We start from the raw sequence: 25,085 nt of genomic DNA on the forward strand, positions 1-25,085 counted from the left end.
CACACCGACCGACACGGCCGCGGTGTAGTTGATCTCGGCGACCCGGATGGCCTTGGCCTGGTTCTGCCAGAGCTCCTCGGCATCGGCGTCCATGCCGAACGCGACGATCGCGACGTCGACGTCCCCGGCAGGAGCGGAGCCTGCGGAGCGACCGTTTCCGGCGAGATCCCAGGCCCGGGCGATCATGTCCGGGTGGTTGCCGGTGTCGAGGGCGTCGAAATCGATCAGGTCTACCTTTGTGGCCCCCGCACCCTTCATCTGCGCGACGGCGTCGTCGCGCAGGGGGTCGTTGGGCAGCGCGGCGAGGATCACCCGGGCCGGCGCCTTGCGCAGGTACTCCTCGACGATGGCGAGTCCGATCTCGGACGTGCCACCGAGGAGCAGCAAGGTCTGGGGGTTGCCGACGGCGTTGATCATCAGTGCAGTTCCAACCTTCTGGACATATCGGAGGCGAACACGTTGGTGGGGTCGACCGAGCGGCGGATCTTGATCCATTCGCCGATGCGCGGGTACATCGCGTGGAACGTCTCGGCGGAGGTGCGCGAGTCCTTCGCGGTGTAGAGACGGCCGCCGAACTCGAGGACGCGGCGGTCGAGTTCGCGGACGAACTCGTTGAGCCCCGCCTTGATGGGGAAGTCGACGCAGATGTTCCAGCCGCGCATCGGGAAGCTCAGCGGCGCCTTGTTGCCTTCCCCGAACAGCTTGAACACGTTGAGGAACGAGTAGTGCCCCGAGCGCTGGATGTCGACGATGATCTTCTTGAACTCGTCGACCGCCTCGGTCGGCACCACGAACTGGTACTGCAGGAACCCGTTCGAGCCGTAGGCGCGGTTCCACTCCCCGAACATGTCGAGCGGGTGGTAGAACTGCGTCAGGTTCTGGACCTTGCCCGTGTAGTTGCCGGACTTGCGGTACCACAGCTCGCCGACGGCACTGAAGGTGTACTTGTTGGCCAGGCCGTTCGGGAAGATGTCCGGGAACGTCAGCAGCGTCGGCGCATCGAACTTCAGCGGGTTCTTCTGCAGCTTCTTCGGGAGCTGGTCGAGCTTGGCCAGCGAACCGCGCGAGATCGCGGCCCGGCCGAGCTTCGGCAGCGGCGCGACCGCGTCGAACCAGGCGCTCGAGTAGTCGTAGTTCGCCTCGGACCCGTCGCTGTGCACGGCGATCGTCTCGTCGAGGGTGCTGGTGACCACGCCGTCGGCGATGAAGTATGCCGTCTCGGTGGGCGTCATCTCGATGGTGGCGCGCAGGATGATGCCGGTCAGGCCCATGCCGCCGACCGTCGCCCAGAACAGCTTGGAATTGCGCCCGTTGGGAGTGAGGGTGCGCACCTGGCCGTCCGCGGTGAGCAGGTCCATCGACCGGACGTGGTTGCCGAAGCTGCCCGCGCTGTGATGGTTCTTGCCGTGGATGTCCGCGCCGATAGCACCGCCCACGGTCACCTGCCGGGTGCCCGGCAGCACCGGGACCCACAGCCCGAACGGCAGCGCCGCGCGCATCAGCTGGTCCAGGTCGACGCCCGCGTCCACGGTGACCAGCCGCGATTCGCGGTCGATCGTGTGGATCCGGTCCAGCACCGTCATGTCGACGACGAGCCCGCCCGCGTTCTGCGCCGGATCACCGTACGAGCGGCCGAGACCGCGGGCGATGACACCGCGGCGCAGGTGCGACGGCTTGGACTCGTTCTGCTCCGCGACCCGGGCGACCGCCTGCGCGATCACCTCGACGTCGGGAGTGGACAGCACTTCCGCGGTGGTCGGGGCGGTGCGCCCCCAGCCGGTCAGAGTGCGGGTCTGGGTGGGGAGCGGCGCGGCGGCCGGCTCTGCAGCTGTCGTGGACATCGCCGTACAGGTTACCCGCCGGTCGCAGCGGCGAGAGTGTGTCGCCGGTGACGTCCGGCGTCCCGGCGTCCGGATTGCCGGAAGCGTCCGGCTGCGTTCCGTCGCGCAGCGGGGACGCGGGCCCCGCTCGCATAGGCTGTCGCCCGTGTCCGAGCATCCGCAGCACCCGCACTGGCAGACGCAACCGGAGCATCACGCCCCCTTGCCGGTGGAGATCCCCGTCACCGACAGCACCGCGGACGAGGCGCTCGACCTGAAGACGCAGATCGTGCGGTTCGTCCTCACCGGCGGGCTGTCCGCGATCGTGGACTTCGGCCTCTACGTGCTGCTGCTCGCCGTGGGGCTGCACGTCAACGTCGCGAAGTCGCTGTCGTTCGTCGCCGGCACCACCACCGCGTACCTGATCAACCGGCGCTGGACCTTCAGGGCGGAACCGAGCCGGGCCCGGTTCGTCGCGGTGGTGATCCTGTACGCGATCACCTACTCCGTCCAGGTCGGCATCAACTACGTGTTGTACGACGCGCTGCCCGACGAGTGGTGGCGCGTGCCGCTGGCGTTCGTCGTCGCGCAGGGCACGGCCACCGTCATCAACTTCGTGGTGCAGCGCGCCGTGATCTTCCGCCTGCGCTGAGCCGTGGGGCGAGCGAATGTCTCGCTCGTCTCCGGGGCGATACGGACCGTTCGCTCGGGGCGGCGGTCAGCCGCGCTCGGCGCGACGGAAGGAGAAGTCCCGGTAGCCGAAGAAGCTCGCCGTCGCGGTCACGACGGTGATCACGATCTGCGACGGAATCGGCGGGAACCCGAGCACCGAGACGGCCACGGTCATGAGGGCGAGGTTCAGCAGGAAGGCGCTCAGGTTGACCGTCACGAACCGCCACAGGTCGCGCAAGAAGTGACCGCGCACCCGGAACACCAGATAGCGGTAGGTGGAGAAGGCGCACAGCACGTTCGAGGCGTAACCCGCCACGATCGCGAAGTGGTAGCCGAGGGTGTCGCCGACGGCGAGCTGCCACACGATGAACCACGCGGTGCCCAGTGCGGTGTTGAACGCCCCCACCAGCAGGAACGCCACCGCCTGGTTATTGAACAGGCGCATGAGCGGACCCGGCGCCCCCGTCATCCCGCCGGGCGCGCCGGCGGGCTCGGTGGCGGGATCGGGGGCGGACACCGGCTGCGCGCTCACCCGAGGTACCGCGGCAGCGACCCGGCGGCGACGACGTCGGCTAGCGACGGTGCGGCCTTGTCCTTGGCGGAGAGTTCGTAGTGCAGGGGTGTGCCGTCGCGGCCGGTGGTGGGCCAGTCGATGCCGATCTGCGGGTCGAGGGGGTCGATCTCGTGTTCGCGGTCGGGGTTGTAGGTGGTCGAGCACAGGTAGACGACGGTGGAGCCGTCGGCGAGGGAGCAGAAGGCGTGGCCGAGGCCTTCGGGGAGGTAGATGGCGCGGCGGTCGACGTCGTCGAGCAGGACCGCGTCCCACTGTCCGAAGGTGGGGGAGCCGACGCGCAGGTCGACGGCGACGTCGAGGACCGCGCCGGCGACGCAGGTGACGTACTTGGCCTGCCCGGGCGGGACGTCGGCGTAGTGGATGCCGCGCAGCACCCCGGCGGCGGAGACCGAGCAGTTGGCCTGGGCCAGGTCGAGCGGGCGGCCGGCGGCGTCGGCGAAGGTGGGTTGTTTGAACCATTCGTAGAACACGCCGCGGTCGTCGCCGAACTGGCGGGGGGTGATCTCGAAGGCGCCGGGGATCTTCAGTTCGCGGTAGTGCACCGTCAGTGTCCTTCCCGGTCGAGCAGGTCGAGCAGGTAGCTGCCGTAGCCGGATTTGACCAGCGGCGCGGCCAGGGCACGCAGTTCGTCGTCGGTGATGAAGCCGCGCCGCCACGCGACCTCCTCGGGGGCGCCGATCTTCAGGCCCTGGCGTTGTTCGATGGTACGGACGTAGTTGCAGGCGTCGAGCAGCGAGTCGAAGGTGCCGGTGTCGAGCCAGGCGGTGCCGCGGGGGAGGACTTCGACCTGGAGGCGGCCGGCCTCGAGGTAGGTGCGGTTGATGTCGGTGATCTCGTATTCGCCGCGGTCCGACGGGCGCAGGTCGCGGGCGATGGCGACGACGTCGTTGTCGTAGAAGTACAGTCCGGGCACCGCGAAGTTCGACTTGGGGGTGGCGGGTTTCTCCTCGAGCGACAGAGCTCGGCCGTCGGAGTCGAATTCGATCACGCCGTAGGCGCTGGGGTCGGACACCCGGTAGGCGAACACCGCCCCGCCGTCGAGGTCGGCGAACCGGGTGAGCTGGGTGCCCAGGCGCGGACCGTAGAAGATGTTGTCCCCGAGGACCAGGGCGACGCTGCCGTCGCCGATGTGCTCGGCGCCGAGGACGAACGCCTGGGCGAGACCGTTCGGTTCCGGCTGCACCCGGTAGGTCAGGTTCACCCCGTATCGCGACCCGTCGCCGAGCAGCCGATGGAACTGCGGAGCGTCCTCGGCGGTGGTGATGATCAGGATGTCGCGGATCCCGGCGAGCATGAGCGTCGACAGCGGGTAGTAGATCATCGGCTTGTCGTAGACCGGCACCAGCTGCTTGCTCACTCCCAGGGTGATCGGATGCAGTCGGGACCCGGTGCCGCCGGCGAGAATGATTCCGCGCATGACGGGCAGTCTCCCATCCGGGGTGGACGCGGACCAACGACCGCACCGCCGGTAGGGTTGCCGCATGCGGTTGCTCGTCACCGGCGGTGCCGGTTTCATCGGTGCGAACTTCGTGCATCGGACCGTCGCCGACCGCCCCGAGGCGCAGGTGACGGTGCTCGACAAGCTCACCTACGCCGGCAACCTCGCCTCCCTCGACCCGGTCGCCGAGCGGATCCGCTTCGTCCGCGGCGACGTCGCCGACGCCGCCCTGGTGGACGCGCTGGTGGCCGAGTCGGATCTGGTGGTGCACTTCGCCGCCGAATCGCACAACGACAACTCCCTGGCCGATCCGTCGCCGTTCGTGCAGACCAACCTGATGGGCACGTTCACCCTGCTCGAGGCGGTGCGCCGGCATGCGGTGCGCTACCACCACATCTCCACCGACGAGGTGTACGGCGATCTCGACCTCGACGATCCGGCGCGGTTCACCGAGGCCACCGCCTACAACCCGTCGAGCCCGTACTCCTCGACCAAGGCCGGCTCGGATCTGCTGGTGCGGGCGTGGGTGCGCTCGTTCGGGGTGGCGGCGACGATCTCGAACTGCTCGAACAACTACGGGCCGTACCAGCACGTGGAGAAGTTCATCCCGCGGCAGATCACCAACGTCCTCGACGGGGTGCGGCCCAAGCTGTACGGCACCGGAGCGAACGTGCGGGACTGGATCCACGTCGACGACCACAACCGGGCGGTGTGGACGATCATCGACAAGGGCGAGATCGGGCAGACCTACCTGATCGGCGCGGACGGGGAGACCGACAACCGCACCGTCGTCGAGACCGTCCTCGAGCTGTGCGGCAGGGACCGCACCGACTTCGACTTCGTCACCGACCGGCCCGGCCACGACCTGCGCTACGCGATCGACGCGACCCGGCTGCGCACCGAACTCGGCTGGCAGCCCCGCTACCGGGACTTCCGGGAGGGGCTGGCCGCGACGATCGAGTGGTACCGCACCCACGAGCACTGGTGGCGACCCCAGAAGGACGCGACCGAACAGGCCTACGCCGCCGCGGGCGAGCGTGTCACTTCCGACCCGCAGGATTAACGACGTGTGCGGGGGCGGGCGGGCGCTGCTGCTCACGTTTGACGCGCTCCTCCGGCGGGGATTCGAATCCGTAGAGGGATCCGACCAGGTACAGCGGTCGGGCCTGCACCTGTGCGTAGATCCGGCCGATGTAACTGCCGAGGACGGACAGCATGATGATCTGAATTCCGCCCACGCCGAGGACTGCGATGACGATGAACGCCCAGCCTGGTACCAGGTTCTCCGGCAGCAGCAGCTTACCGAGCAGCACGTAGACGATACCGAGCAAGCTTAAGAGTGAGACGACCCACCCGACCGTGCGGATGAGCTTGAGCGGCACGGTGGAGAACGCCAGGATGCCATCGGCGGCGAACCGCAGCATCTTGCGCAATGGATAGCCGGACTCGCCCGAATAGCGCTCGTCGCGGTCGAACAATACGGGTGTTTGACGGAACCCCACCGCAGAGACGAGCCCGCGGATAAACCGAGCTCGCTCGGGAAACAGCTTGAGAGCATCGACGACCTTGCGGTCTATGAGGCGAAAGTCGCCGGTGTTGCGGGGGATTTGCACCTCGGACGCCCACGCCAGGACACGGTAGAAGGCGTTGGCGGTCACTCGCTTGAACACGGTGTCCTTGCGGCTGCGACGCTGCGCGTACGCTACGTCGAACCCCTCGGTCCACCGGTCCAGCAAATCAAGACACACTGCCGGCGGATCCTGGAGGTCGGTGTCCATCATGATGACGGCGTCTCCCGCAGCGTGATCCAGGCCAGCGGTCAAAGCCATTTGATGTCCGTAGTTGCGCGAAAGGTCTACCACCTTCACCCGAGGGTCGTCAGCGGCGAGATCACGCAGCTGGGCGAGGGAGTCGTCCCGGCTGCCATCATTGACGTAGACGAATTCCGCGTCGTGGTCGAACCGCGGCGAGTTTACGACGTCGTCGAGCAGTTTCCGGTACAGCAGATGGAGGTTGCCGGACTCGTTGTAGACGGGCAGGACAAAGCTGATCAGAGCCATGCTCGCCCCCTGTCTTCGTCCGACACCACTCAGGGCAGTTTATCGGGTAGGTAGGGACGCCCCGACAGCACCTGAGGTTTAGACCGCTTCAGGAGAATGGCACGCGGCGATGTACGGTGACGCAGTCCACCGGCCCCGCCACCATGCCGGCCGCCTTCGAGAACGGGAGGATCAGCAGTGATGAGGCCGAAACTGTCAGTGGTGATTCCGGCCTACAACAATGCGCCGTTCATCGAGGCGACGGTCGAGTCCGTGCTGGGGCAGGACTTCGAGGATTTCGAACTGATCATCGCCGATCACAGTTCGACCGACGGCACTGCCGACCTGCTCGGCAAGTACGCCGCCGACCGGCGCGTGACCCTGTTGTCGACCCCGGCGGGCGGTGGTGCGCCCCGGAACTGGCAGCGCGTGACGGCCGAGGCCACCGGCGAGTACGTCAAGCTGGTGTGCGGCGACGACCTGCTCTATCCGGGTGCCCTCGCCGCCCAGGTGGCGGCCCTGGATGCGCACCCGTCGGCGGTGGCGGTGGCGTCGCGGCGCGACATCCTCGACGCGCGCGGCACGAAGATGATCGGCGGCCGGGGGCTCCAGGGACTGTCGGGCCTGGTGCCGGGTGAGAAGGCGATCCGGCGCACCGTGCGGCTGGGCACCAACGTCTTCGGTGAGCCGATGTGCGTGACGATGCGGCGCGACGCTCTCGAACGGGCCGGCGGATGGGACGGTCGCTTCCCCTACCTCATCGACATGGCCTCCTACACGAAGGTGCTGTTCCACGGCGATCTGTATGCCCTCCGGCAGGTCGTCGGCGGGTTCCGCGTCAGTGCCGGTCAGTGGAGCGTGGCGCTCGTCGCCGAGCAGGCCCGGCAGGCGAAGGCCTACCACCGGTGGGTGGCCGGACAGCTGCCCGGCGGGCTCCGGGCGGCCGATGTGTGGCAGGGAAATCGTCGCGCCGAACTCGCCGCGCTTCAGCGGCGGGTGTTCTACACCGTCTTCCGGTCGCGGCTCAGCCCCCGATAGTTTCACCCGACCGTAGTGTCAGCCGACCGTGTCAGCCCACCGTGGCGGGCGCCACGGGCAGCGCGGTCTCGTCCGGATGTTCCCGCCGGGTCTTCCGCCGGTCTCGCAGGTACAGCAGTTGCATGGTCGCGGCACCGGCGAGACCGAGGCCCAGTCCGGCGAATCCGGCCCCCTGTCCCGGCGGGGTCCAGCTCACGACGAGTTCCCCCGCGTCGGTGCCGGCGGGGATGTCCACCGCGAGGAACATCTCGTCCACCGACCGCGGATCCAGCGGCCGGCCGTCCAGCGTGACCGCGTAGCCGGGCCAGTTCAGCCGGGCGAAGACGACGCGTCCGCCGTCCGCCGAATCGACGCGGACCCGGCTCGTCGCGTAGTCCTCGGCCACCGTGGTCGCGGTGACTCCCTCGGTGAAGGAGATGCGTCCGTTCCCGCCGCTGACCGGTCCGCCGATCCGTTCGAGGATCACCGCGTCCACGGCGTCCGCGGACCCGGGCGGCGACTGCACCCACCGCCAGCCGGGCGGCGCCGGCTCCGAGCCGGCGTCCGGATACTGCCGGCGCTGCAGCACGACCCGATCCACGAGCATCAGGTCCACGTACGTGCGATCGGTACTCGGCTCGGTGGCGAAGGCAGCGGCGAACGCGTCCGCACAGCTCGAACCGTCGTGCCGCATGCACAGGTGGAAGGCGAACTCCTCGAAGCCGATGGGGGTGTAGGCGTTGACGTAGGTCTCGTCGAGGGACTTGGCGAAGTTGCCGAACACCAGGGAGCGGTAGACGCCCTCCGGGTTCGCCGTCCACGGCAGCACCAGTTCGCGGTCGGCGAGTTGCAGCGTGGTGCCCGGCCGGTCCGGGAAGTTCGCCTTCGCGACCGACTGCCGGGCGGGCAGATCCCACGCGAGCGGATGCGGTGTCGTCGACGCCACCTGGAAGTACACGACGGGCAGTGCCGAGAGCAGCAGGAGCGTCGCGACCGTCCGCTCACCGGCGCGGAGCGCGGCCCACAGGACGACGGCCCCGACGAGGAGGACAGCACCCGCCCACAGCAGGTGACGATTCATGAACTCGGGGGACGAGGATCCGGAACGCAGCGTCATCAACAGCACGAGTGTGGCCGCCGCGCCCGCGCGGACCCGGATCCCGCGGAGTGTGCCGTGGCGGCTGAGCAGCACGCACACCACCACGAGCGTCGCGAGAGCGAACATCGGCAGCAGCCGCGCCGGCCAGCGCAGCGGCCCCATCACGCTGGGTCCCGCGGTCGCCATCAGCATGGCGACGAGGAAGATCAGCGCGCCTGCCAGGCTGCGCACGGACCGGTTCACGGTCTTCCAGTCCACGAAGGCGAGAGCCGGGACGACGAACCAGGCGATGTAGGTGACGGGGAACGGCTGCACCTCCCCGAACCAGGCTTCGATGCCCGGCAGTGCCGAGGGGATACCGGAATTGAGGGTGTCCGACCAGGGGGCCGCGAGGAAATTGTCGTTCTGGAAACCCTGATCGGAGCGCCACGTGACGGAGCTGGACAGCACCCCGGGCAGATAGGTGATCAGCCCGCCCGCGGCGGCACAGACTGCGACGACCGCCAGCCGCAGCGACGGCCGCCACGAGTTCCGATGGATCCGTTCGCCGATCATGAGGCAGCCGGTGAGGATCCCGGCCACCAGGGCGGGAAAGACGTAGCCGACGCTGATCGCGAGGTACAGGAACACGAACGCCGGCAGGGGGCCGGAGCGGCCGCGCAGGTAGCGCAGCGAACTCGCCCACGCCTGGGCCACCCAGGCGGATCCGGTGAGGGCCGTGACCCAGGTGGCCTGGTCGTAGAAGAGCGCGAACCCGGTGAAGGGGACCGCGGCGCCGGCCACCGCCGCCCACGGCGCGCGAGCACCGTACTCCAGGCAGATCCGGTACACCCCCAGCGCCAGCACGACGGTGAACGCCCACTTCACGCCCGTCGCGAGCAGCACCATGTTGTCGACCGAGGGTGCGATCAGGTTGACGAGCAGCTGCGGCGGATTCCAGAGGCCGCCCTGTCCCTCGACCGGGTAGTTCCCGGCCATCCACTGTTCGGGCACGAGACTCGGCAGCTGTCCCGTCCGCAGGATCCGGCCGAGGAAGATCCAGTTCGGTATCGCACCCGATTCCGTGTCGTCGGTGTAGAACCAGCGGTCGTCGACCGTGAGGATCACCAGGTAGGTGGCCGTCACCATAGCTGCCACTGCGGCACCCCACGTCCGGCGCTGCCGACGCGTCGTCACCGCGGGCACGACGGCGGAGGTCACATGTGCTCCAGAGGTCGGGGACGAGGCTGGCCAGAGGCCAGGGACGAGAGTGGCCAGAGGCCAAGGATAACGGGGGTGGGCCGGGCGACGACCGGCCGGGCGCGGGGATGGAGCCGCGGGCACGTCGGCCGGTCCGCGGCCCGTTGGTAGCCTGGGACGAGTTGTGTCCAGGGGGGCAGCAAGGTTCCGAAAGGTGTTTCGACGGATGGACAAGGCCGAATTCGCTGCGATCGAACCGACGGGAGGGGTCGGCACCGCGGCCGACGGTTCGTCCGTCCCGGAGCGCCCTGCAGCCCGGCAGACCGCGCAGCGCGCGCTGTTCGCGGGACCGTCTCCGCTGGTCAGTGACGACATGTACGTCACCGTCAAGGGGACTGTGGACCGCGAGCGGACCCGGGTGCGCCTCGGCCGCCGGAGCCGTATCGAAACGGACACCTACTTCGGCAGGTTCCCCGCCAGCTACTGGCAGCGCTGGACCGCGGTCACCGAGGTCGCGTTCGTCGCCGAGGTCGACGGAGACGGCCGCCTCGAGCTGGTCGCCACCGACGCCCGCGGCCGGCGACGGATCGTCGCCACGACAACCGTGTCGTCCCACGGCACGCCCACGTCGGTGACGGTGTCCACGCCCATCGACCGGTTCGTCGACGGCGGTGCCCTGTTCGCGCGGATCTCGACCGGCTCCGGCGAGCTGACCGTCGCGAACGCCCGGTGGACGGTGCCGGCTCCGGAGACGCTGCGGCCTGCGGCAGTGGTCATCTGCACCTTCAACCGCGCCGACGACTGCGCGGCGACGCTGGCCGCGATGGCGGACGACCCGATCGCGCTGGCCGACGTGCAGTCGGTGTACGTGATCGATCAGGGCAACGACCGCGTCGAGACCCGGGAGGAGTTCCGGCGCGTCGCATCCGAGCTCGGCGACAAGCTCGTCTACATCACGCAGCCCAACCTGGGCGGCGCCGGCGGATTCACCCGCGGTCTGTACGAGGTCACCGGGTCGGCGCGGAATCCCGGCGCCAACATCGTCTTCATGGACGACGACGTCCTGTGCGAACCGGAGGCCGTGGTCCGGCTCAACATGTTCGCGAACTGCACCGTCGAGCCCGCCATCGTCGGCGCGCAGATGCTCTACCTGCTGCACCCCGACCGGGTCCACGTCGGCGCCGAGGTCGCCGACCTGCAGCGTCTCCAGGCCGGCCTCGAGGTGAAGAACGCGCTCGCGGACAAGAGCACGCTGAAGAAGCAGCAGGACATCCGGGTCGACGCCGGCTACAACGGATGGTGGTCCTGCCTGATCCCGTCCGAGGTCGTCGACAAGGTCGGCTACCCGCTGCCCCTGTTCTTCCAGTGGGACGACATCGAGTACGGCTACCGCTCGCGGGCGAACGGCGTCGCGACCGTCACGCTGCCCGGCGCCGCGGTGTGGCACGCGGACTTCGCGTGGAAGGACTGGGACGAGTGGCATCGCTACTTCAACCTCCGCAACGCCATGATCACCGCCGCACTGCACACCGAACTCGACGGCAAGGCACTCGCCAAGCAGTTGCGGACGGACCTGTTCCGCTACCTCGTCTCGATGCAGTACGGCATGGCGTTCACCCTGATCAAGGCCGTCGAGGACTTCCTGCGCGGACCCGAATTCCTGCACGACGGCGGCATGGAGGCCGCGGCCGCCATCCGGCGTGAGCGCGCGGAATACGGGGAGACCATCCGCCACAACGCGAACAACGTGCCGGGTCTGCGTCCGGCCGACATGTTCATCACCCCGGCCGGCCCGCACCCGCGCAAGAGCCTCGAGTGGGCGGTGCTGGCCAAACGCGCCCTCAACCAGTGGCGGGGCCGCCTCCCCGCCCATCCGGTCGCGGTCCCGTCGTCGGACGCGCACTGGTGGCACGTCTCGCTGTTCTCGCATGCCGTCGTCACCGACGCCTCCCAGGAGGGCGTCCGCGTGCGCAGGCGGGACAAGAAGCGGGCCGTCGCGCTGCTCCGGCGCGGTATGCGTGCGCTGCAGGCCCTGAAGCAGGAAACCCCCGCGGTGTCCCTGCGGTACCGCGAGGCCGCGCCGCAGCTGACCAGCCGGGAGAATTGGGCCCGCCTGTACGGGCGATAGCGGATGGCCGATCGGACCACGTGCGCGCGGGATGCCGTCCTCGTCGCACTGCTGGGTTCGATCGTCGCAGCGTGGGGGTCGTGGCGGCCCTCCTTCTGGTACGACGAGCTGGCCACCCTCTCGGTGGCCCAGCGCTCCCGCGCCGACCTGGACCGAGTGCTCGGCAACGTCGACGTCGTCCACGGCCTGTACTACGTGGCGATGCGGTACTGGTTCGCCGTCTTCGGGGCCTCGGAGTTCTCGGCGCGGGTGCCGAGCATCCTGGCCGTGGGTGCCGCGGCCGGCGGCGTGGTGGTGCTGGGGTGCATGCTCGCGGACCGGCGTCTCGGCGTGCTCGCGGGTGTCGTCTTCCTGCTGCTGCCCCGTGTGACGTGGGCTGCGGTCGAGGCCCGCAGCTACGCCCCGTCCGCGGCCGTCGCCGTGTGGCTGACCGTGCTGCTGCTCGTGGCGTGCGAGTCGGGCCGGCTCCGATGGTGGCTGCTGTACGCCGCCGTGCTCGCGCTGTCGGTGGTGCTGTTCCTGTACACGATTGCGCTGGTGCCGGCGCACCTGATCACCCTGGCGTGGCGGGGTGACCTGCGGCGCCGCGGACCGGCGTGGGCGGCGGCGGTGGTGGCGGGCTCGGCGGCGGCGAGCCCGCTCGTGCTCGAGGCGTTCGCCCAGGCGGGGCAGACGTCGTGGATTCGGCCCCTCGACCGGAATCTGCCGCGGATCGTGTGGGAGTACCAGTGGTTCGTGGGCGCCCCCTGGTTCGCGGCGGCGTTCACGGTGTTGCTCGTCGCGGGAACCGTCGCGGCGGTGCGGCGACGCACGCCGGTGCGGCGACACGGCGTTCTCGCGGTGGCCGTTCCGTGGATCGTGCTGCCGATGGCGATGCTCGTGACGTACTCGCTCGTCGCGACCCCGGTCTACCTGGACCGGTACCTGACCTTCACGACGCCCGCGGTCGCGCTGGTCGGTGCGGCCGCCGTCGCGGCGGTGGCCGTGCGGACGTGGGCGACGGTCGGTGTCACCGGTGCACTGGTGCTGCTGACCGTGCCGTCCTTCGTCGCACAGCGCTCCGCATGGTCCGACCCCAGCGGCATGGATTTCAGCACGGTCAACCACGATGTCGCCGACCGGCTCGAGCCCGGTGACTGTGTGCTGTTCGGTGGAGCCGCGTGGAACCCGGCGTCGCAGCGGCTGGTGATCACGGCCCGGCCGGAGACCTTCGCGGGCACCCGTGATCCGGGGCTGGGACGGACCGCAGCCGCCGAGGGCTGGCTGTGGGACGAGAACCTCCCGTTCCAGGCGGTCGCGGGGCAGCTGTCCACGTGCGACGTGGTGTGGTTCTTCGCCGACGCCGAGCGGACGGTCGAACAGCGGATCTACCACACGTCGAATCAGTGGTGGACGCTCCCACCGCACCGGTTCGAGACGACCCCGGAGTACGCCGGGCTCGTGGAAGCCGGTTTCCGGATCGACGAGCGCCGACAGTACAACGTCAGTCAGGCGATCCGTTTCGTGCGCTGAGAGTCACCGCAGCTGCACGACGACCTGCTCGTTGTCGGCCGTGTAGGCGAGGTACTCGAACGCGACGCCGGTGCGCGCGACGAACTCGGTCCACGCCCGGTACTCGTGCTGCTGCCAGCCGGGATAGTTGAAGAACTCGTCGAACACCAGCACGCTGCCGGGCACCAGGCGGTCTTCGAGCAGGTCGAGCACCGTCGTGGTGGACGAGTACAGGTCGGCGTCGAGATGGACGAACGCGACGTCGCCGGGATGCGCGGCGAGGAAGCCGGGCAGGGTGTCGGCGAACAGACCGGGCACCAGCTCGGCGCCGGGCACCTCCGGCGGGGCGTCCTGCGCGAACTCCCCGGCCGGGAATCCGCTGCGCCACGTCTCCGGCAGCCCGGTGAAGACGTCGAACCCGAACACCGGGTGCTTCGCGCCCAGCACATCGGCGACGATCCGCAAGGTGGTGCCCGACGCGACGCCGAACTCGAGTGCCAGGCCGGGCCGGGACACCCGGTCGAGCGCGAACCGCAGGGTGTCGTGCGGGGTGTCGAGGACGGCGGCGGTGGGCATGTTCGCGACGGCGAACGCCGCTGCGGTGTCGGTGGCGGCGTGGTCCATCGCGTAGCGCAGGTCGCGGCGCTGCCGGTGCTCGAGGTCGGCGACGCGTTCTCGCAGCAGGCCCACCTCGGACCGGGTCCGCGCGAGTTCTGCCAGCACCTGCCGCAACTCCGCGGTGGTCGCGGTCAGTTCGGCCAGCACACGGTCGTGGTGGTTCTCCTGCAGCTCGCGGGCGCGTCGCGCCGAGAGGTCGACGACCTCGGCGACGGCCCGCTGCAGCTTGCCCCGGGTCATCGCCCGCCACCGACCCAGCATCGCGCCCTCCCGTGCCGCCCGAGATCTTGCCCCGAACCTAGACAGCGCGAGAACCGGGCGCAATCGCGCCTTCCCACCGGCCGAATGTCACATTGCGTCGGTTCCATCGACGCAATGTGACATTCGGCCCCTCACGCGGGCCGGTCGAACCGCTCCTGCCGCCCCAGCTTGCGCAGCCGCACCCACTCGCGCAGCCCGGCAGGGTCACGACGGGTGACGAGGAAGTACCAGCCGAACCGCACCCACTCCTGCGGCAGCAACCGGCGCAGGCCGGGCTGGGAGAGCAGGTAGCCGCGGTTGCGGTAGGTGAAGAACCGCTTGGTGTCGTTGTCCGGGTACTGGGTGTGCATCCGGCCGCCGAGGATCGGCTTGAACTCGTCGGCGCCGTTGGGGTGCAGATAGGCGGTGCGCAGGCAGGTGCCGAACGGCAGACCCGAGCGGACCAGGCGACGGTGCACCTCCACCTCGTCGCCCCGCACGAACAGCCGCAGGTCCGGCACGCCCACCGCGTCGATCGCGGCGGCGGTGAACAGGGCGCCGTTGAACAGCGACGCGATGCCCGGCAGCAGATCATCGGTTTCGACGTCGCCGAGTTCGCTGCGGTGACGCCGCCACGCCACGCCCCGGCGCAACGGGAACGCGAGACGGTCGGGGTCGTCGATGTCGCACACCACCGGCGACACCTCCGCCAGGCCGTGCCGCTGCGCGCAGTCGAGCAGTGTCGCGAGGACGTCGGGGCCCTCGGGACGGCCGTCGTCGTCGGCCAGCCACACCCGGTCCGCGCCGAGCGACAGCGCGTACAGCATCCCCAGCGCGAAGCCGCCGGCGCCGCCGAGGTTGTGCTTGGACCCGAGGTAGCTGGTCGGCAGCGGGCAGGACTCGACGAGCTCACGCACCGCCGCCTCGTCGGCGTTGTCGACGACCACCAGGTGGTCGAGCGGCCGCGTCTGGGCGCTCAGGACCTTCAGGGACTGCGCCAGCTGTTCGCGCCGCCGGTGGGTGACGACCACGCCGACGATGCGTTCACTCACGCCGAGCGCTCCTGCGGCAGACCCTGCTCGCGTTCCAGCTCGGCGATGACGTGGTGCACGTGATCGGCCGCGTCGTCGCCCTCGTAGGCGCGCACGACCTCCTCGATGCCGCCTTCCATGCGGATCCGGCCGTGGTCGATCCACAGCGCACGGTCGCACAGCTGCGCGAGGAACTCGTTGGAGTGGCTGGCGAAGACGAGGATGCCGGAGCGCTCGACGAGCTTCTGCAGGCGCACCCGGGCCTTCTTCATGAACTCGGCGTCGACCGCGCCGATGCCTTCGTCGAGCAGCAGGATCTCGGGGTCGATGCTGGTGACGACACCCATCGCGACGCGGACGCGCATGCCGGTGGAGTACGTGCGCAGCGGCATGTTCAGGTACTCGCCGAGCTCGGTGAACTCGGCGATCTCGTCCATCTTGGCGAGCATCTGCTTGCGGGTCTGACCGAGGAACAACCCGCGGATGATGATGTTCTCGTAGCCGGAGATCTCCGGGTCCATGCCCACACCGAGGTCGAACACCGGCGCGACGCGGCCCCGGATCCGGGCGCTGCCGCGGGTGGGCTCGTAGATCCCCGCGAGCAGCCGCAGCAGGGTGGACTTGCCGGCGCCGTTGTGGCCGACGAGGCCGATGCGGTCGCCTTCCTTCAGCGACATGGTGATGTCGCGCAGCGCCTCCACCACCACCACGTCGGAGTTGTTGCGGCCGATCGAACCGCCCGCCTTGCCGAGGAACGCCTTCTTCAGCGACCGGGTCTTCGCGTCGAAGATCGGGAAGTCGACGCACGCTCCGCGCGTCTCGATGCTCACATGTTCGGTCATATCGACGGCCCCTCAGACCCAGTAGGGCACGCGTGCCCGGTACTTACGCAGTGCCAACAGCGCCAGTGCCCAGCCGACCACGGTGATCGCCAGCACGATGTACCAGTGGTAGGCCTGCTGATCCTGGCCGATCATCGGCGCCCGGATGATGTCGAGATAGTGGAACAGCGGGTTGATCTCGGCCAGCTTGACGCGCTTGGCGGCCTCCCCGCCCTGCGCTTCGAGGCTCTGCGTGGTCCACATGATCGGGGTGAGGACGAACAGCAGCAGCGTGAGGCTGGACAGGATCGGCGCGATGTCGCGGTAGCGGGTGGCGAAGATGCCGAACACGATCGACACCCACACGGCATTGAGCACGATCAGGACCAGCGCCGGAATCGCCGCGAGCGACGTCCACGTCAGGTCCCGCCACACCCCGAAGGCGACGACCATGATCACGTAGATCACCAGGTTGTGGGCGAAGAACAGCAACTGCCGCCACACGAGCCGGTAGATGTGCACGCTCAGCGCCGACGGCAACTGTTTGATCAGGCCCTCGTTGGCGATGAACACCTCCGAGCCCTCCAGGATGGAGGCGCTGATCATGTTCCACACGATCAGCCCGACCGTGACGTACGGCAGGAACTCGTCGAGCGGAATATCCAGCAGCGCGGCATACAGGATGCCGATGGCGGTGGCCTGGACACCGGTGGCGATCGTGATCCAGAACGGGCCGATCACCGAGCGCCGGTAGCGCTGCTTGATGTCCTGCCAGGCCAGGCTGAGCCACAGCTCGCGCTGGGCGAAGCCGTCGCGCAGATCCTTCAGGCCGCGCCGGAAGGTCTGCGAATCCGACACCACCGGGGAGTCCGCGGCGGTGGGCTCGGGATCGAGGGCAGAAGCTGACACGAGGTTCGAGCCTACCGGGGATCGGGTCCGGGCCGGCGTTACAGGTACTGCCCGGTACCGGGTGCACCCGGACCGGGGCCGTGCCGCTCGTCGGGACGCGGTCCGCCCCCGAGCATGCCGGGCGGCAGTGCACCCTGACGCATCTGCTCGAGCTGCGCCCGCGCCGCCATCTGCTGCGCGAACAGCGCCGTCTGGATCCCGTGGAACAAGCCTTCGAGCCATCCGACGAGCTGAGCGTGCGCGATCCGCAACTCCGCGTCGGAGGGCACCTCGTCCTGACCGAACGGCAGCGCGAGCCGTTCGAGCTCCTCGCGCAGCTCCGGCGCCAGGCCCTCGCCGAGTTCCTGGATGGAGGACTGGTGGATCTCCCGCAGACGGGCACGGCTCGCATCGTCGAGCGGCGCGGCGCGGACCTCCTCGAGCAGCTGCTTGATCATCGTGCCGATCCGCATGACCTTCGCCGGCTGCTCGACCATGTCGGCGAGCGACTCGCCGTCGTCCGGCTTCTCCTGAGGCTCTGCGGGCGACTCTCGCGGATCACCGGAGGCGGTCCCGTCGCGCGGGACCGGGACGGGTCGGCCGTCGGGCCCGATCACGAGGACGTGCTCATTCTCCGAATGCGTCATGGTTCCATCTTGTCCTCTCGCCGCTGCCCCTGCCGAGTCAGGTTCCCGATACGAGAGGTTTCGCCCCACATTCCGCCCGTCGACGTGCACCTGCGGAGGGCAGGCAGGACCGACGTGGACGACATCCGATTGACACCGGGATTTAGAGTGTCACGCATGGCTTACGACGTTGCCCGGATCCGGGGGTTGATTCCCTCGCTCGGCGACGGTTGGATCCATCTCGATCCCCAGGCCGGAATGCAGATTCCCGACGCGGTCTCCCGAGCGGTGTCGACGGCATTCCGCAACGCCGCGGCGTCCCCGGCGGGCCGGCACACCTCCAACCGCCGGAGCGCGTCGCTGCTGCAGGCGGCGCGGGTCGCCGTGGCCGATCTCGTCGGCGGTGACGCGGCCGGTGTGGTGCTCGGACCGGATCGGGCGGTCCTGCTGGCCTGGCTCGCGGAGTCGCTCAGCTCCCGGCTCGGGCTCGGCACCGGGCTCGTGCTGTCCCGGCTGGACGACGAGGCGAACGTGGCGCCGTGGTTGCGCGTCGCGAGCCGGTACGGCGCGCAGGTGCGGTGGGCCGAGGTCGAAATCGAGACGTGCGAGCTGCCGAGCTGGCAGTTCGAGGAACTGATCACCCCGACGACGCGGCTCGTCGCGCTGACCGCGGCATCGTCGCTGGTGGGGTCCGCGCCGGACGTGCGCGTCGCCGCCGACCGGGTCCACGAGGTCGGGGGACTCATGGTGGTCGACGCGGCCGGGGCCGCGCCCTACGCGCACGTCGACATCCACGAGCTCGGCGCCGACGTGCTCGCCCTCGACGCCTCCGCCTGGGGAGGACCGCAGGTCGGCGCCCTGGTGTTCCGTGACCCGGCGCAGCTCGACCGGATCCCCGCGGTCTCCCTGGATCCGCACGCCCGCGGTCCGGAGCGGCTCGAAGTCGGCGGCCACCAGTTCGCGATGCTCGCCGGGCTCGTCACGTCCGTCGACTTCCTCGCGGCCCTCGACGACGAGGCGACGGGTACGCGGCGGGAGCGCCTCGAGACGTCGATCAGCTCGCTCCAGGGCTACCAGGACCAGCTCTTCGAGCGGCTGATGCGCCTGCTGGACAACCTGCCCGACGTGATGGTGATCGGTCGTGCGTCGAGCCGGGTCCCGACGTTGAGCTTCACCGTCGCGGGGGTGCCGGCCGAGAAGATCGCCGCGCATCTCGCCGACCGTCGCATCGCGTCCGTCGCGGTCAGCCGCGGCACGAGTCGTTTGCTCGACTCGCTCGGCGTCAGCGACGAGGGCGGCGCGGTGACCGTCGGACTGGCCCCGTACACCACCCGCTACGAGCTCGACCAGCTCGTGCGCGAACTGCGCAACCTCACCGCCCCCTGATCCGGCGGACCGGGATCAGTGCCGGTCGATCCGCAGCACGACCTTGCCGACGGTATCGGGGGAATCCAGCATCTCGTGGGCCCGCCCGGCCTCGGTGATCGGCACCTCTGCGTGGACGACGGGCCGGACGCGGGCCTCGGCGATCAAGGGCCACACGTGCTCACGGACCTCCGCGACGATCGTGCTCTTGCCGGAGCGGCCGGTCTCCGGTCGCCCCCGCAGACCCGTGGCGAGGACGTGCCCCCGCTTGGCGAGCAGCTTGCCGAGATTGAGTTCGCCCTTCGCGCCGCCCTGCATGCCGATCACCACGAGCCGGCCGTCGGGGGCGAGCACGTCGACGTTGCGGGACAGGTAGGCCGCGCCCATGTTGTCGAGCACCACGTCGGCGCCGCCGAACGCATTCCGGACCTCGGCGACGAAGTCCTGCGTGCGGTAGTCGATCGCCAGGTCGGCGCCGAGTTCACGGCAGTAGTCGAGCTTGCCGGCCGAGGCGGTCACCGCGACCTTCGCGCCCAGCGCCTTGCCGACCTGGACGGCGTGGGTGCCGATGCCGCCACCGCCGCCGTGCACGAGGAGCACCTCGCCGCGGCGCAGTCCCGCCGCCATCACCACGTTGGACCACACGGTGCAGGCCACCTCGGGCAGCGACGCGGCCACCGCGAGATCCACCCCCTCGGGTACGGGCAGGACCTGTCCGGCGGGGACGACGACCTGCTCGGCGTAGCCGCCGCCGGAGAGCAGCGCGCACACCCGGTCGCCGATCGACCAGCCGCTCACGCCCTCGCCGAGCTCGGCGATCACTCCGGAGCATTCGAGGCCCAGGATGTCGCTGGATCCGGGCGGCGGCGGGTACAGGCCGCGCCGCTGCAGCAGATCGGCCCGGTTGACGGCCGTCGCGGCCACGTCGATCAGGACCTGTCCGGGACCGGGCGTGGGGTCGGGCTGTTCGGCCCACTGCATGGCCTCGGGGCCGCCGGGTTCGGTGATCGTGATTGCGCGCATGGGTTCGACGCTATCGCGACACGCCGACGCAGGGGCGACACGCAGCGAACTGACCAGTGAGTAACACCGGTGGTGGCCTGCCCTTACACTGCCCGCGTGACAGCCGAACCGCATGCCGAACGTCCCGACCCGCGCTGGCTCGACACGGACGAGCAGCGGGCATGGCGGGCCTACATCGACGGCAATCACCGGCTGATGGATCGACTCAATCGCGACCTGCAGCAGGCCCACGGTCTGTCCCTCGCCGAGTACCGGATCCTGGTGCTGCTCTCCGAAGCCCCGGACGGGTCGCTGCGCATGAGCGACCTGGCCGACGGCGTGCTGTCCTCCCGCAGCCGCCTCACCCACCAGATCCGTCGCATGGAGGCGGCGTCGATGGTGGTGCGCAGTTCCTGCGCCGAGGACGGACGGGGGGTCCTGGCCACTCTCACCGACGAGGGCCGGCGCCGCCTCACCGAGGCCGCGCCCACCCACGTCGCCGGGGTGCGCCGCAACCTCGTCGACCTGCTCACGAGGACGCAGATCCGCGCCCTCTCCGAGATCTTCACCAAGGTGGAGGCGGCCGTCGACGAGCGGTGTGGTTAGGATTTGCCACGGAAGCGTGGCAGAGCGGCCGAATGCACTCGCCTTGAAAGCGAGCGTCGTGAGAGCGACCGGGGGTTCAAATCCCTCCGCTTCCGCCGGAGCCCGCCACCTGTATGTCAGGTGGCGGGCTTCCTCGTGGGACGGTCGCGCGGAAAAGTGCTTGTCGCGCGCGTTCGGACGCGCGCAAGTAGCACCACAGCGCGCGGACCCGCCGACAATCCCTGGAACGCGTTCTCGCCTCCTACACTGGCGCCATGGTCGGCGCAGCGGTTCGAGCGGCGGCAGCGCTGGCAGTGGGCCTGCTGACCGCCTGCGCGGCGCCGCAACCGGCGGCCGAACGGACCGCGGTCGACGTGGCCGCCGACGGTTACGTCTACGGCTACGCACCCGTGACGCTCGCGCGGACCCGGGCGAACATGCTCTGCCTGCTACCGGTGAACCGGCTGCACCACCAGTCCGCGACGGCCGATCCCACCTCGCGTGTCGTCGTCGCTCCCAACGTCGACACGCTGTATTCGATCGCGTGGCTGGATCTTCGCGGCGGTCCGGTGCTGCTGACCCATCCGGACATGGGAGCCCGGTACTTCGACTTCCAGTTTCTCGACATCTACACCGACGTCTTCGCCAACGTCGGCACCCGGGCGACGGGACCGGCGGCCGGTGCCCACGTCGTCGTCCCGCCGGGGTGGGACGGTCCGCTGCCCGCGGACGCGGCCGTCGTCGAGTCGTCCACCTGGGACGCGTGGATGATCGGCCGGACGCTCGTGGAGTCGGCGACCGACCTCGAGGCCGCCCGTGCCGCGCAACGGCAGTACTCGCTGACCGTGCTGGCCGCGCCCGTCGCCGGGGCGCCGCCGCCGCTGCCGCCGACCGCGTGCGGCAGCAATCCCGACCCGCAGGCGCTCGCGGCGTCGGGTCCGCGGTTCTTCGACGAACTGTCGGCGATCCTGGCCGCGAATCCGCCCCCGCCGGCGGACGCGCCGCTGCTCGACGAACTCGCGGACCTCGGGGTCCGGCCGGGCGCCCGGCCGAGTACGGGTTCCGCGGACACCGTCGCCGCACTCGCGACCGGGGTGGTCCGCGGCGAGCGACGCATCCGGGACCTCGTCGACTCGGATCGAGGGTCCGGCGAGGTGTGGCATTCGCTGCCGACCGCGGGCCGGTACGGCACGGACTACCTCCAGCGCGCGGTCGTCGCGACGATCGGGCTCGGCGCGAACGTGCCGGAGGAGTCGACGTACCACGTGGCCCGCGTCGCGGCCGACGGAACGACGCTCCGGGGTGAGACCGGCTATCTCCTGCGTTTCCCACCCGGGGGCCTGCCGCCGGTCGACGACCGCGGCTTCTGGTCCGTCACCGTGTACGGCCCGGACGTGTTCCTCGTCGCCAACCCCGTCGACCGCTACGCCGTCGGCGACCGGACGCCCGGGCTCGTCCGTGGTCCCGACGGTGGGCTCGACGTGTGGGTTTCGTCGCGGCCGCCGATTGCGGCCGGCCCGAACTGGCTGCCGGCGCCGCCGGGCGAGTTCGTGCTGATGTTCCGGTCGTACCTGCCTGCGGACCAGGGCTGGCTTCCGCCGGAACCGGTCCCGCAGCGGTAGCCCGCGTCCTCGTGTCCTGCCGTCACCAAGGGCTGCGCTCCGCGTTGGTGACGAGCCCCACTTTCTTGACCCGCCCCGGTCCGTACTGTGGAATCGGTGTTTCCGAAGTCGGGGGACGAAGGAACTTGATGCTCAGATCTGCGGTCGCGGCGCTCGTCGCGGCGTTCGTCGTGCCACTGTCCACGCTGTCCGTCGCGTCCGCCGAACCGGCGACGTCCGCGCGGGTGGAGCGGGTCGAGTCCGTCACGCCTCGTCGTTCGGCGGTGTTCGTGTACTCGCCGTCGATGCAGCGGGTCGTGCAGGTGCAGGTGCTGCATCCCGCCGGGGACGCGCCGCGCCCGTCTCTCTACCTGCTCGACGGTGTCAGCGCCGGAGCCGAGTCGGACTACCGCGAGAGTACGTGGACGCAGCGCACGGACATCGTCGACTTCGTCGCCGACAAGAACGTGAACGTCGTGCTGCCGGTCGGCGGAACCGCGAGCTACTACACGGACTGGCTCGCCCCGGATCCCGTCCTGGGCGTGAACGCGTGGGAGACGTTCCTGACGAAGGAACTGCCGCCGCTGATCGACGCCCGTTTCGCGGGCAACGGCGTCAACGCCGTCGGCGGCCTGTCGATGGGCGCGACGGGGGCGGCGAGCCTGATCGCCCGGAATCCGGACCTGTACCGGGGCGTGGCCGCGCTGAGCGGGTGCCTGGACACGTCGAAGGCGTCCGCGCAGGACGCGGTCCGCGGCACCGTCGCCTACAAGGGCGGCAATCCGGACAACATGTGGGGAGCGCCGGGGGATCCGGCGTGGGCGGCGCACGATCCGTACGTCCTCGCCGAGCGGTTGCGCGGCAAGGAGATCTTCATCAGCACCGGCAACGGTCTGCCCGGCCCGTACGACGTCGGACCCGATGCGGAGGCCCTCGACGTGGGCGGCCCGCTCGAGGTCGGTGCCTTCGTGTGCACGATCGGGTTCGACCGGCGACTGCGGGAGCTGCGGATTCCCGCCACGATCGTCTACCGCCCGTACGGCACGCATTCGTGGCCGTACTGGCAGGACGATCTGCGCACCGCCTGGCCGACGCTCGAGCGTGCACTCGGGCTCGACTGAACGGGATCGGTCAGGGCACCGTGATGCGGTCGGTGGCCGGCGGCGTGACGGGCGAGTGTGCCGCCAGATAGGCGTTCAGGGCGTCGAGTTCGGCGCCCGCCCCGGTCGTCCGTCGCGCGTGCGTGAACCCGGTGAACCCGTCACCGCCGTCGGCGAGGAACCCGTTGACGACCACCCGGTACGTCGCGGCCTGCTCGAGCGGGCGGCCCGCGACGGTGACGTCCCGGATCCGGCCGCCCGGCGCCGCGGCCCGGTCGAGGACGTAGCGCAGCGTGTGCGACGGGGCGAGGATCCGCTCGCGGTTCGCGCCGCCGGCGTCCTGCTGGAACTGTTGTTCGAGGACCCCGACCAGTTCCGCACCGGTGAGCTCGAGCACCTGCAGCCGGTTCCCGAACGGTTGGGCCGCGTAGGTGTCGCCGTGGGTGACGACGCCGTCCTCGGAATGCAGCAGGTCGGCGCGCACTCCACCGGGATTGGTGAGGGCGAGCTGCGCCCCGGCGGGTTCGGCGGCCGCCAGCTGCGCGTCCGCGACGAGATTGCCGAGGGCCGACTCGCCGCCGGCCGTGGTGTCGCGGGTCAGGTCGGCGGCGATGCGGCCGACGAAGCGTTCGGCGACGTCGCGGGACTTGTCGACCGCCCGGTCCACGAACTGCTGCGTGCGCGGGTCGGGGGCGATGTCGTGGGTGACGACCTGGTTGAACGCGTGGGTACGGTCGCGCAGCACGTCGCGGCTCTCGCGGTCGATGGTCAGGTCCGCGACCGAGACGATGCGTCCGTGTGAGGCGCCCTGCAGTACGGTCCGGGGATTGCCCGCCGGATCCGGGTAGCTGCAGTTGAAACTGTCCTCGCCGTCCGCGGTGACGACGACATCCACCTTCGGTGACACCCGGGAGGTGAGGGCGCGCGCGGGCCCGGCGGCCGGGTCGCACGGGTCGGTCCCCGCCGACGGGGTCAGCGCCCCCTTGTAGAGCAGCACGATCGAGCGGACCCCGAGGGCATCGAGCGCGTCGGCGGTGCGGTCGACGGCCGTGATCTCGTCGGTGAACTGCAGGCCGGAGATGTCGTCGCCACGCACCACCTGCGGTGTGTCCTGGGGGGCGACACCGATGACGCCGACCGGCACCCCGTCGACGTAGTCCACGCTGAACGGCAGGGCCGCGGGACTGCCGTCGGCCTCCGCGACGTTCGCCGCGATCAGCGGGAAGGCGGTTCCGGCGTACTCCTCGTCGTACCGGCAGCCCTCGGGGTGGCACCCGCCGTCGCGCAGGCGCCGCAACTCGGCGTAGCCGTTGTCGAATTCGTGGTTGCCGAGGGCGGCCGCGGTCACATCGAGGCCGTTGAGCAGGTCCACGGTGGGTTCGTCGTGGAACATCGCCGATTCGATGGGCGACGAGCCCCACGTGTCGCCGACGGAGTAGAGCACCGAGTTGTCCGCCTGCGCGCGCAGTTGCCGGACGTAGGCGGCGAGATATGCCGCGCCGCCCGCGGGAACGGACGCGCCGTCGGAACGGACGACCTCGCTGCGGGGACCCTGGGGTGGGAGGAGGCTGCCGTGCAGGTCGCGGAAGGCGATCAGTCGCAGCGGCAGGGCGTCCGGAGGTAGTGCGGTCGCGGGGACGGCAAGCGACGTCCACAGGACGCCGGTCAGCAGGGCCGCGGACAAGGTCCACCGGCGTGTCACGCCTGAACCCATCCGCACACTCCGCTCCCTAGCCGACCGGACGAGTGTG

General features: G+C 70.0%; 23 protein-coding genes and 1 tRNA gene. 10 read left to right on the forward strand and 14 right to left on the reverse strand.

All coding sequences use genetic code 11. The features are described 5' to 3' along the window. The coding region (locus tag RR3_RS23030) for a Rossmann-fold NAD(P)-binding domain-containing protein (RefSeq protein WP_503826078.1) at nt 1–417 on the reverse strand (417 nt) is incomplete at its 3' end. Further along, nucleotides 417–1,841, reverse strand: a complete 1,425-nt coding sequence (gene dprE1 / locus RR3_RS23035; protein ID WP_064066427.1) for a decaprenylphosphoryl-beta-D-ribose oxidase — start codon at nt 1,839–1,841, stop codon at nt 417–419. The genes RR3_RS23030 and dprE1, both read right to left, overlap by 1 nt. 208 nt (nt 1,842–2,049) lie before the next feature. On the opposite strand from dprE1, the gene RR3_RS23040 reads away from it, so the two are divergent. Continuing rightward, on the forward strand, nt 2,050–2,472 hold the full coding sequence (locus RR3_RS23040) for a GtrA family protein (protein WP_064066426.1): 423 nt from the start codon (nt 2,050–2,052) through the stop codon (nt 2,470–2,472). Nucleotides 2,473–2,538: 66 nt separating this feature from the next. Here the strand turns inward: RR3_RS23040 and RR3_RS23045 are convergent, their stop codons facing one another. Genes RR3_RS23045 through rfbA form a run of 3 tightly spaced genes read right to left on the reverse strand, consistent with a single transcriptional unit; the run spans nt 2,539 to nt 4,483 of the window. Beyond that, on the reverse strand, nt 2,539–3,024 hold the full coding sequence (locus RR3_RS23045; protein WP_048774125.1) for a GtrA family protein: 486 nt from the start codon (nt 3,022–3,024) through the stop codon (nt 2,539–2,541). Further along, nucleotides 3,021–3,608, reverse strand: a complete 588-nt coding sequence (rfbC, locus tag RR3_RS23050; protein ID WP_064066425.1) for a dTDP-4-dehydrorhamnose 3,5-epimerase — start codon at nt 3,606–3,608, stop codon at nt 3,021–3,023. The genes RR3_RS23045 and rfbC overlap by 4 nt, the downstream gene beginning before the upstream one ends. Nucleotides 3,609–3,610: 2 nt before the next feature. Next, nucleotides 3,611–4,483: a glucose-1-phosphate thymidylyltransferase RfbA gene (gene rfbA, locus RR3_RS23055; protein ID WP_010596168.1), complete on the reverse strand. Its 873-nt coding sequence runs from the start codon at nt 4,481–4,483 to the stop codon at nt 3,611–3,613. A 64-nt stretch (nt 4,484–4,547) separates the two neighbouring features. Between rfbA and rfbB the strand changes: the two genes are divergently transcribed. Further along, complete coding sequence (gene rfbB / locus RR3_RS23060; RefSeq protein WP_064066424.1) at nt 4,548–5,567, forward strand: dTDP-glucose 4,6-dehydratase; 1,020 nt, start codon at nt 4,548–4,550, stop codon at nt 5,565–5,567. Here the strand turns inward: rfbB and RR3_RS23065 are convergent. Continuing rightward, complete coding sequence (locus tag RR3_RS23065; RefSeq protein ID WP_064066423.1) at nt 5,545–6,564, reverse strand: glycosyltransferase family 2 protein; 1,020 nt, start codon at nt 6,562–6,564, stop codon at nt 5,545–5,547. The two genes, rfbB and RR3_RS23065, sit on opposite strands and share 23 nt — an antisense overlap. Nucleotides 6,565–6,744: 180 nt before the next feature. Here RR3_RS23065 and RR3_RS23070 point away from each other — a divergent pair, with 180 nt between their 5' ends. After that, nucleotides 6,745–7,581, forward strand: coding sequence for a glycosyltransferase family 2 protein (locus RR3_RS23070; protein ID WP_064066422.1), 837 nt, complete (start codon nt 6,745–6,747; stop codon nt 7,579–7,581). 31 nt (nt 7,582–7,612) lie between these two features. Here the strand turns inward: RR3_RS23070 and RR3_RS23075 are convergent, their stop codons facing one another. Beyond that, a complete protein-coding gene (locus RR3_RS23075; RefSeq protein WP_082900310.1) occupies nt 7,613–9,859 on the reverse strand; it encodes a hypothetical protein in 2,247 nt (748 codons plus the stop codon). 205 nt (nt 9,860–10,064) lie between these two features. Between RR3_RS23075 and RR3_RS23080 the strand changes: the two genes are divergently transcribed. Both RR3_RS23080 and RR3_RS23085 read left to right on the forward strand, forming a co-directional pair. Next, nucleotides 10,065–11,966 carry a glycosyltransferase gene (locus tag RR3_RS23080; RefSeq protein ID WP_040270478.1) on the forward strand — a complete coding sequence of 634 codons (1,902 nt, stop codon included), beginning with the start codon at nt 10,065–10,067 and terminating at the stop codon, nt 11,964–11,966. A 3-nt stretch (nt 11,967–11,969) separates the two neighbouring features. Beyond that, on the forward strand, nt 11,970–13,478 hold the full coding sequence (locus RR3_RS23085; RefSeq protein WP_064066420.1) for a glycosyltransferase family 39 protein: 1,509 nt from the start codon (nt 11,970–11,972) through the stop codon (nt 13,476–13,478). A gap of 3 nt (nt 13,479–13,481) precedes the next feature. Here the strand turns inward: RR3_RS23085 and RR3_RS23090 are convergent, their stop codons facing one another. The 5 genes from RR3_RS23090 to RR3_RS23110 all read right to left on the reverse strand — a co-directional run bounded on the left by RR3_RS23090 (nt 13,482) and on the right by RR3_RS23110 (nt 17,702). Then, entirely contained in the window at nt 13,482–14,336 is an 855-nt protein-coding gene (locus RR3_RS23090; RefSeq protein WP_010596159.1) for a TylF/MycF/NovP-related O-methyltransferase, read from the reverse strand. 131 nt (nt 14,337–14,467) lie between these two features. After that, complete coding sequence (glfT1, locus tag RR3_RS23095) at nt 14,468–15,367, reverse strand: galactofuranosyltransferase GlfT1 (RefSeq protein WP_010596158.1); 900 nt, start codon at nt 15,365–15,367, stop codon at nt 14,468–14,470. After that, nucleotides 15,364–16,188, reverse strand: a complete 825-nt coding sequence (gene wzt, locus RR3_RS23100; protein ID WP_010596157.1) for a galactan export ABC transporter ATP-binding subunit Wzt/RfbE — start codon at nt 16,186–16,188, stop codon at nt 15,364–15,366. Before wzt ends, glfT1 begins: the two co-directional genes overlap by 4 nt. Nucleotides 16,189–16,200: 12 nt before the next feature. Further along, entirely contained in the window at nt 16,201–17,076 is an 876-nt protein-coding gene (gene wzm / locus RR3_RS23105; protein WP_026138070.1) for a galactan export ABC transporter permease subunit Wzm/RfbD, read from the reverse strand. Between the two features lie 38 nt (nt 17,077–17,114). Then, entirely contained in the window at nt 17,115–17,702 is a 588-nt protein-coding gene (locus tag RR3_RS23110) for a bacterial proteasome activator family protein (RefSeq protein WP_010596155.1), read from the reverse strand. A 156-nt stretch (nt 17,703–17,858) separates the two neighbouring features. On the opposite strand from RR3_RS23110, the gene RR3_RS23115 reads away from it, so the two are divergent. Next, nucleotides 17,859–19,067: a cysteine desulfurase-like protein gene (locus RR3_RS23115; protein ID WP_064066419.1), complete on the forward strand. Its 1,209-nt coding sequence runs from the start codon at nt 17,859–17,861 to the stop codon at nt 19,065–19,067. A gap of 15 nt (nt 19,068–19,082) precedes the next feature. Here the strand turns inward: RR3_RS23115 and RR3_RS23120 are convergent, their stop codons facing one another. Further along, nucleotides 19,083–20,069 (reverse strand): NAD(P)H-quinone oxidoreductase, encoded by a 987-nt coding sequence (locus RR3_RS23120; RefSeq protein WP_010596153.1) that lies wholly within the window; start codon nt 20,067–20,069, stop codon nt 19,083–19,085. 96 nt (nt 20,070–20,165) lie between these two features. Between RR3_RS23120 and RR3_RS23125 the strand changes: the two genes are divergently transcribed. The 4 genes from RR3_RS23125 (at nt 20,166) to RR3_RS23140 (ending at nt 23,355) form a co-directional block, all read left to right on the forward strand. After that, complete coding sequence (locus RR3_RS23125; RefSeq protein WP_010596152.1) at nt 20,166–20,654, forward strand: MarR family winged helix-turn-helix transcriptional regulator; 489 nt, start codon at nt 20,166–20,168, stop codon at nt 20,652–20,654. A gap of 10 nt (nt 20,655–20,664) precedes the next feature. After that, nucleotides 20,665–20,749 (forward strand) — tRNA-Ser (locus RR3_RS23130). A 198-nt stretch (nt 20,750–20,947) separates the two neighbouring features. Next, nucleotides 20,948–22,255, forward strand: coding sequence for a DUF1254 domain-containing protein (locus tag RR3_RS23135; protein WP_059175043.1), 1,308 nt, complete (start codon nt 20,948–20,950; stop codon nt 22,253–22,255). Nucleotides 22,256–22,383: 128 nt separating this feature from the next. Next, a complete protein-coding gene (locus RR3_RS23140) occupies nt 22,384–23,355 on the forward strand; it encodes an alpha/beta hydrolase (protein ID WP_010596150.1) in 972 nt (323 codons plus the stop codon). A 10-nt stretch (nt 23,356–23,365) separates the two neighbouring features. On the opposite strand, the gene RR3_RS23145 is transcribed toward RR3_RS23140, so the two are convergent. Continuing rightward, nucleotides 23,366–25,048, reverse strand: coding sequence for a bifunctional metallophosphatase/5'-nucleotidase (locus tag RR3_RS23145; protein ID WP_043823247.1), 1,683 nt, complete (start codon nt 25,046–25,048; stop codon nt 23,366–23,368). Between the last annotated feature and the right edge of the window lie 37 nt (nt 25,049–25,085).

It is taken from the genome of Rhodococcus ruber NBRC 15591, assembly GCF_001894945.1.
Lineage (GTDB): Bacteria > Actinomycetota > Actinomycetes > Mycobacteriales > Mycobacteriaceae > Rhodococcus > Rhodococcus ruber.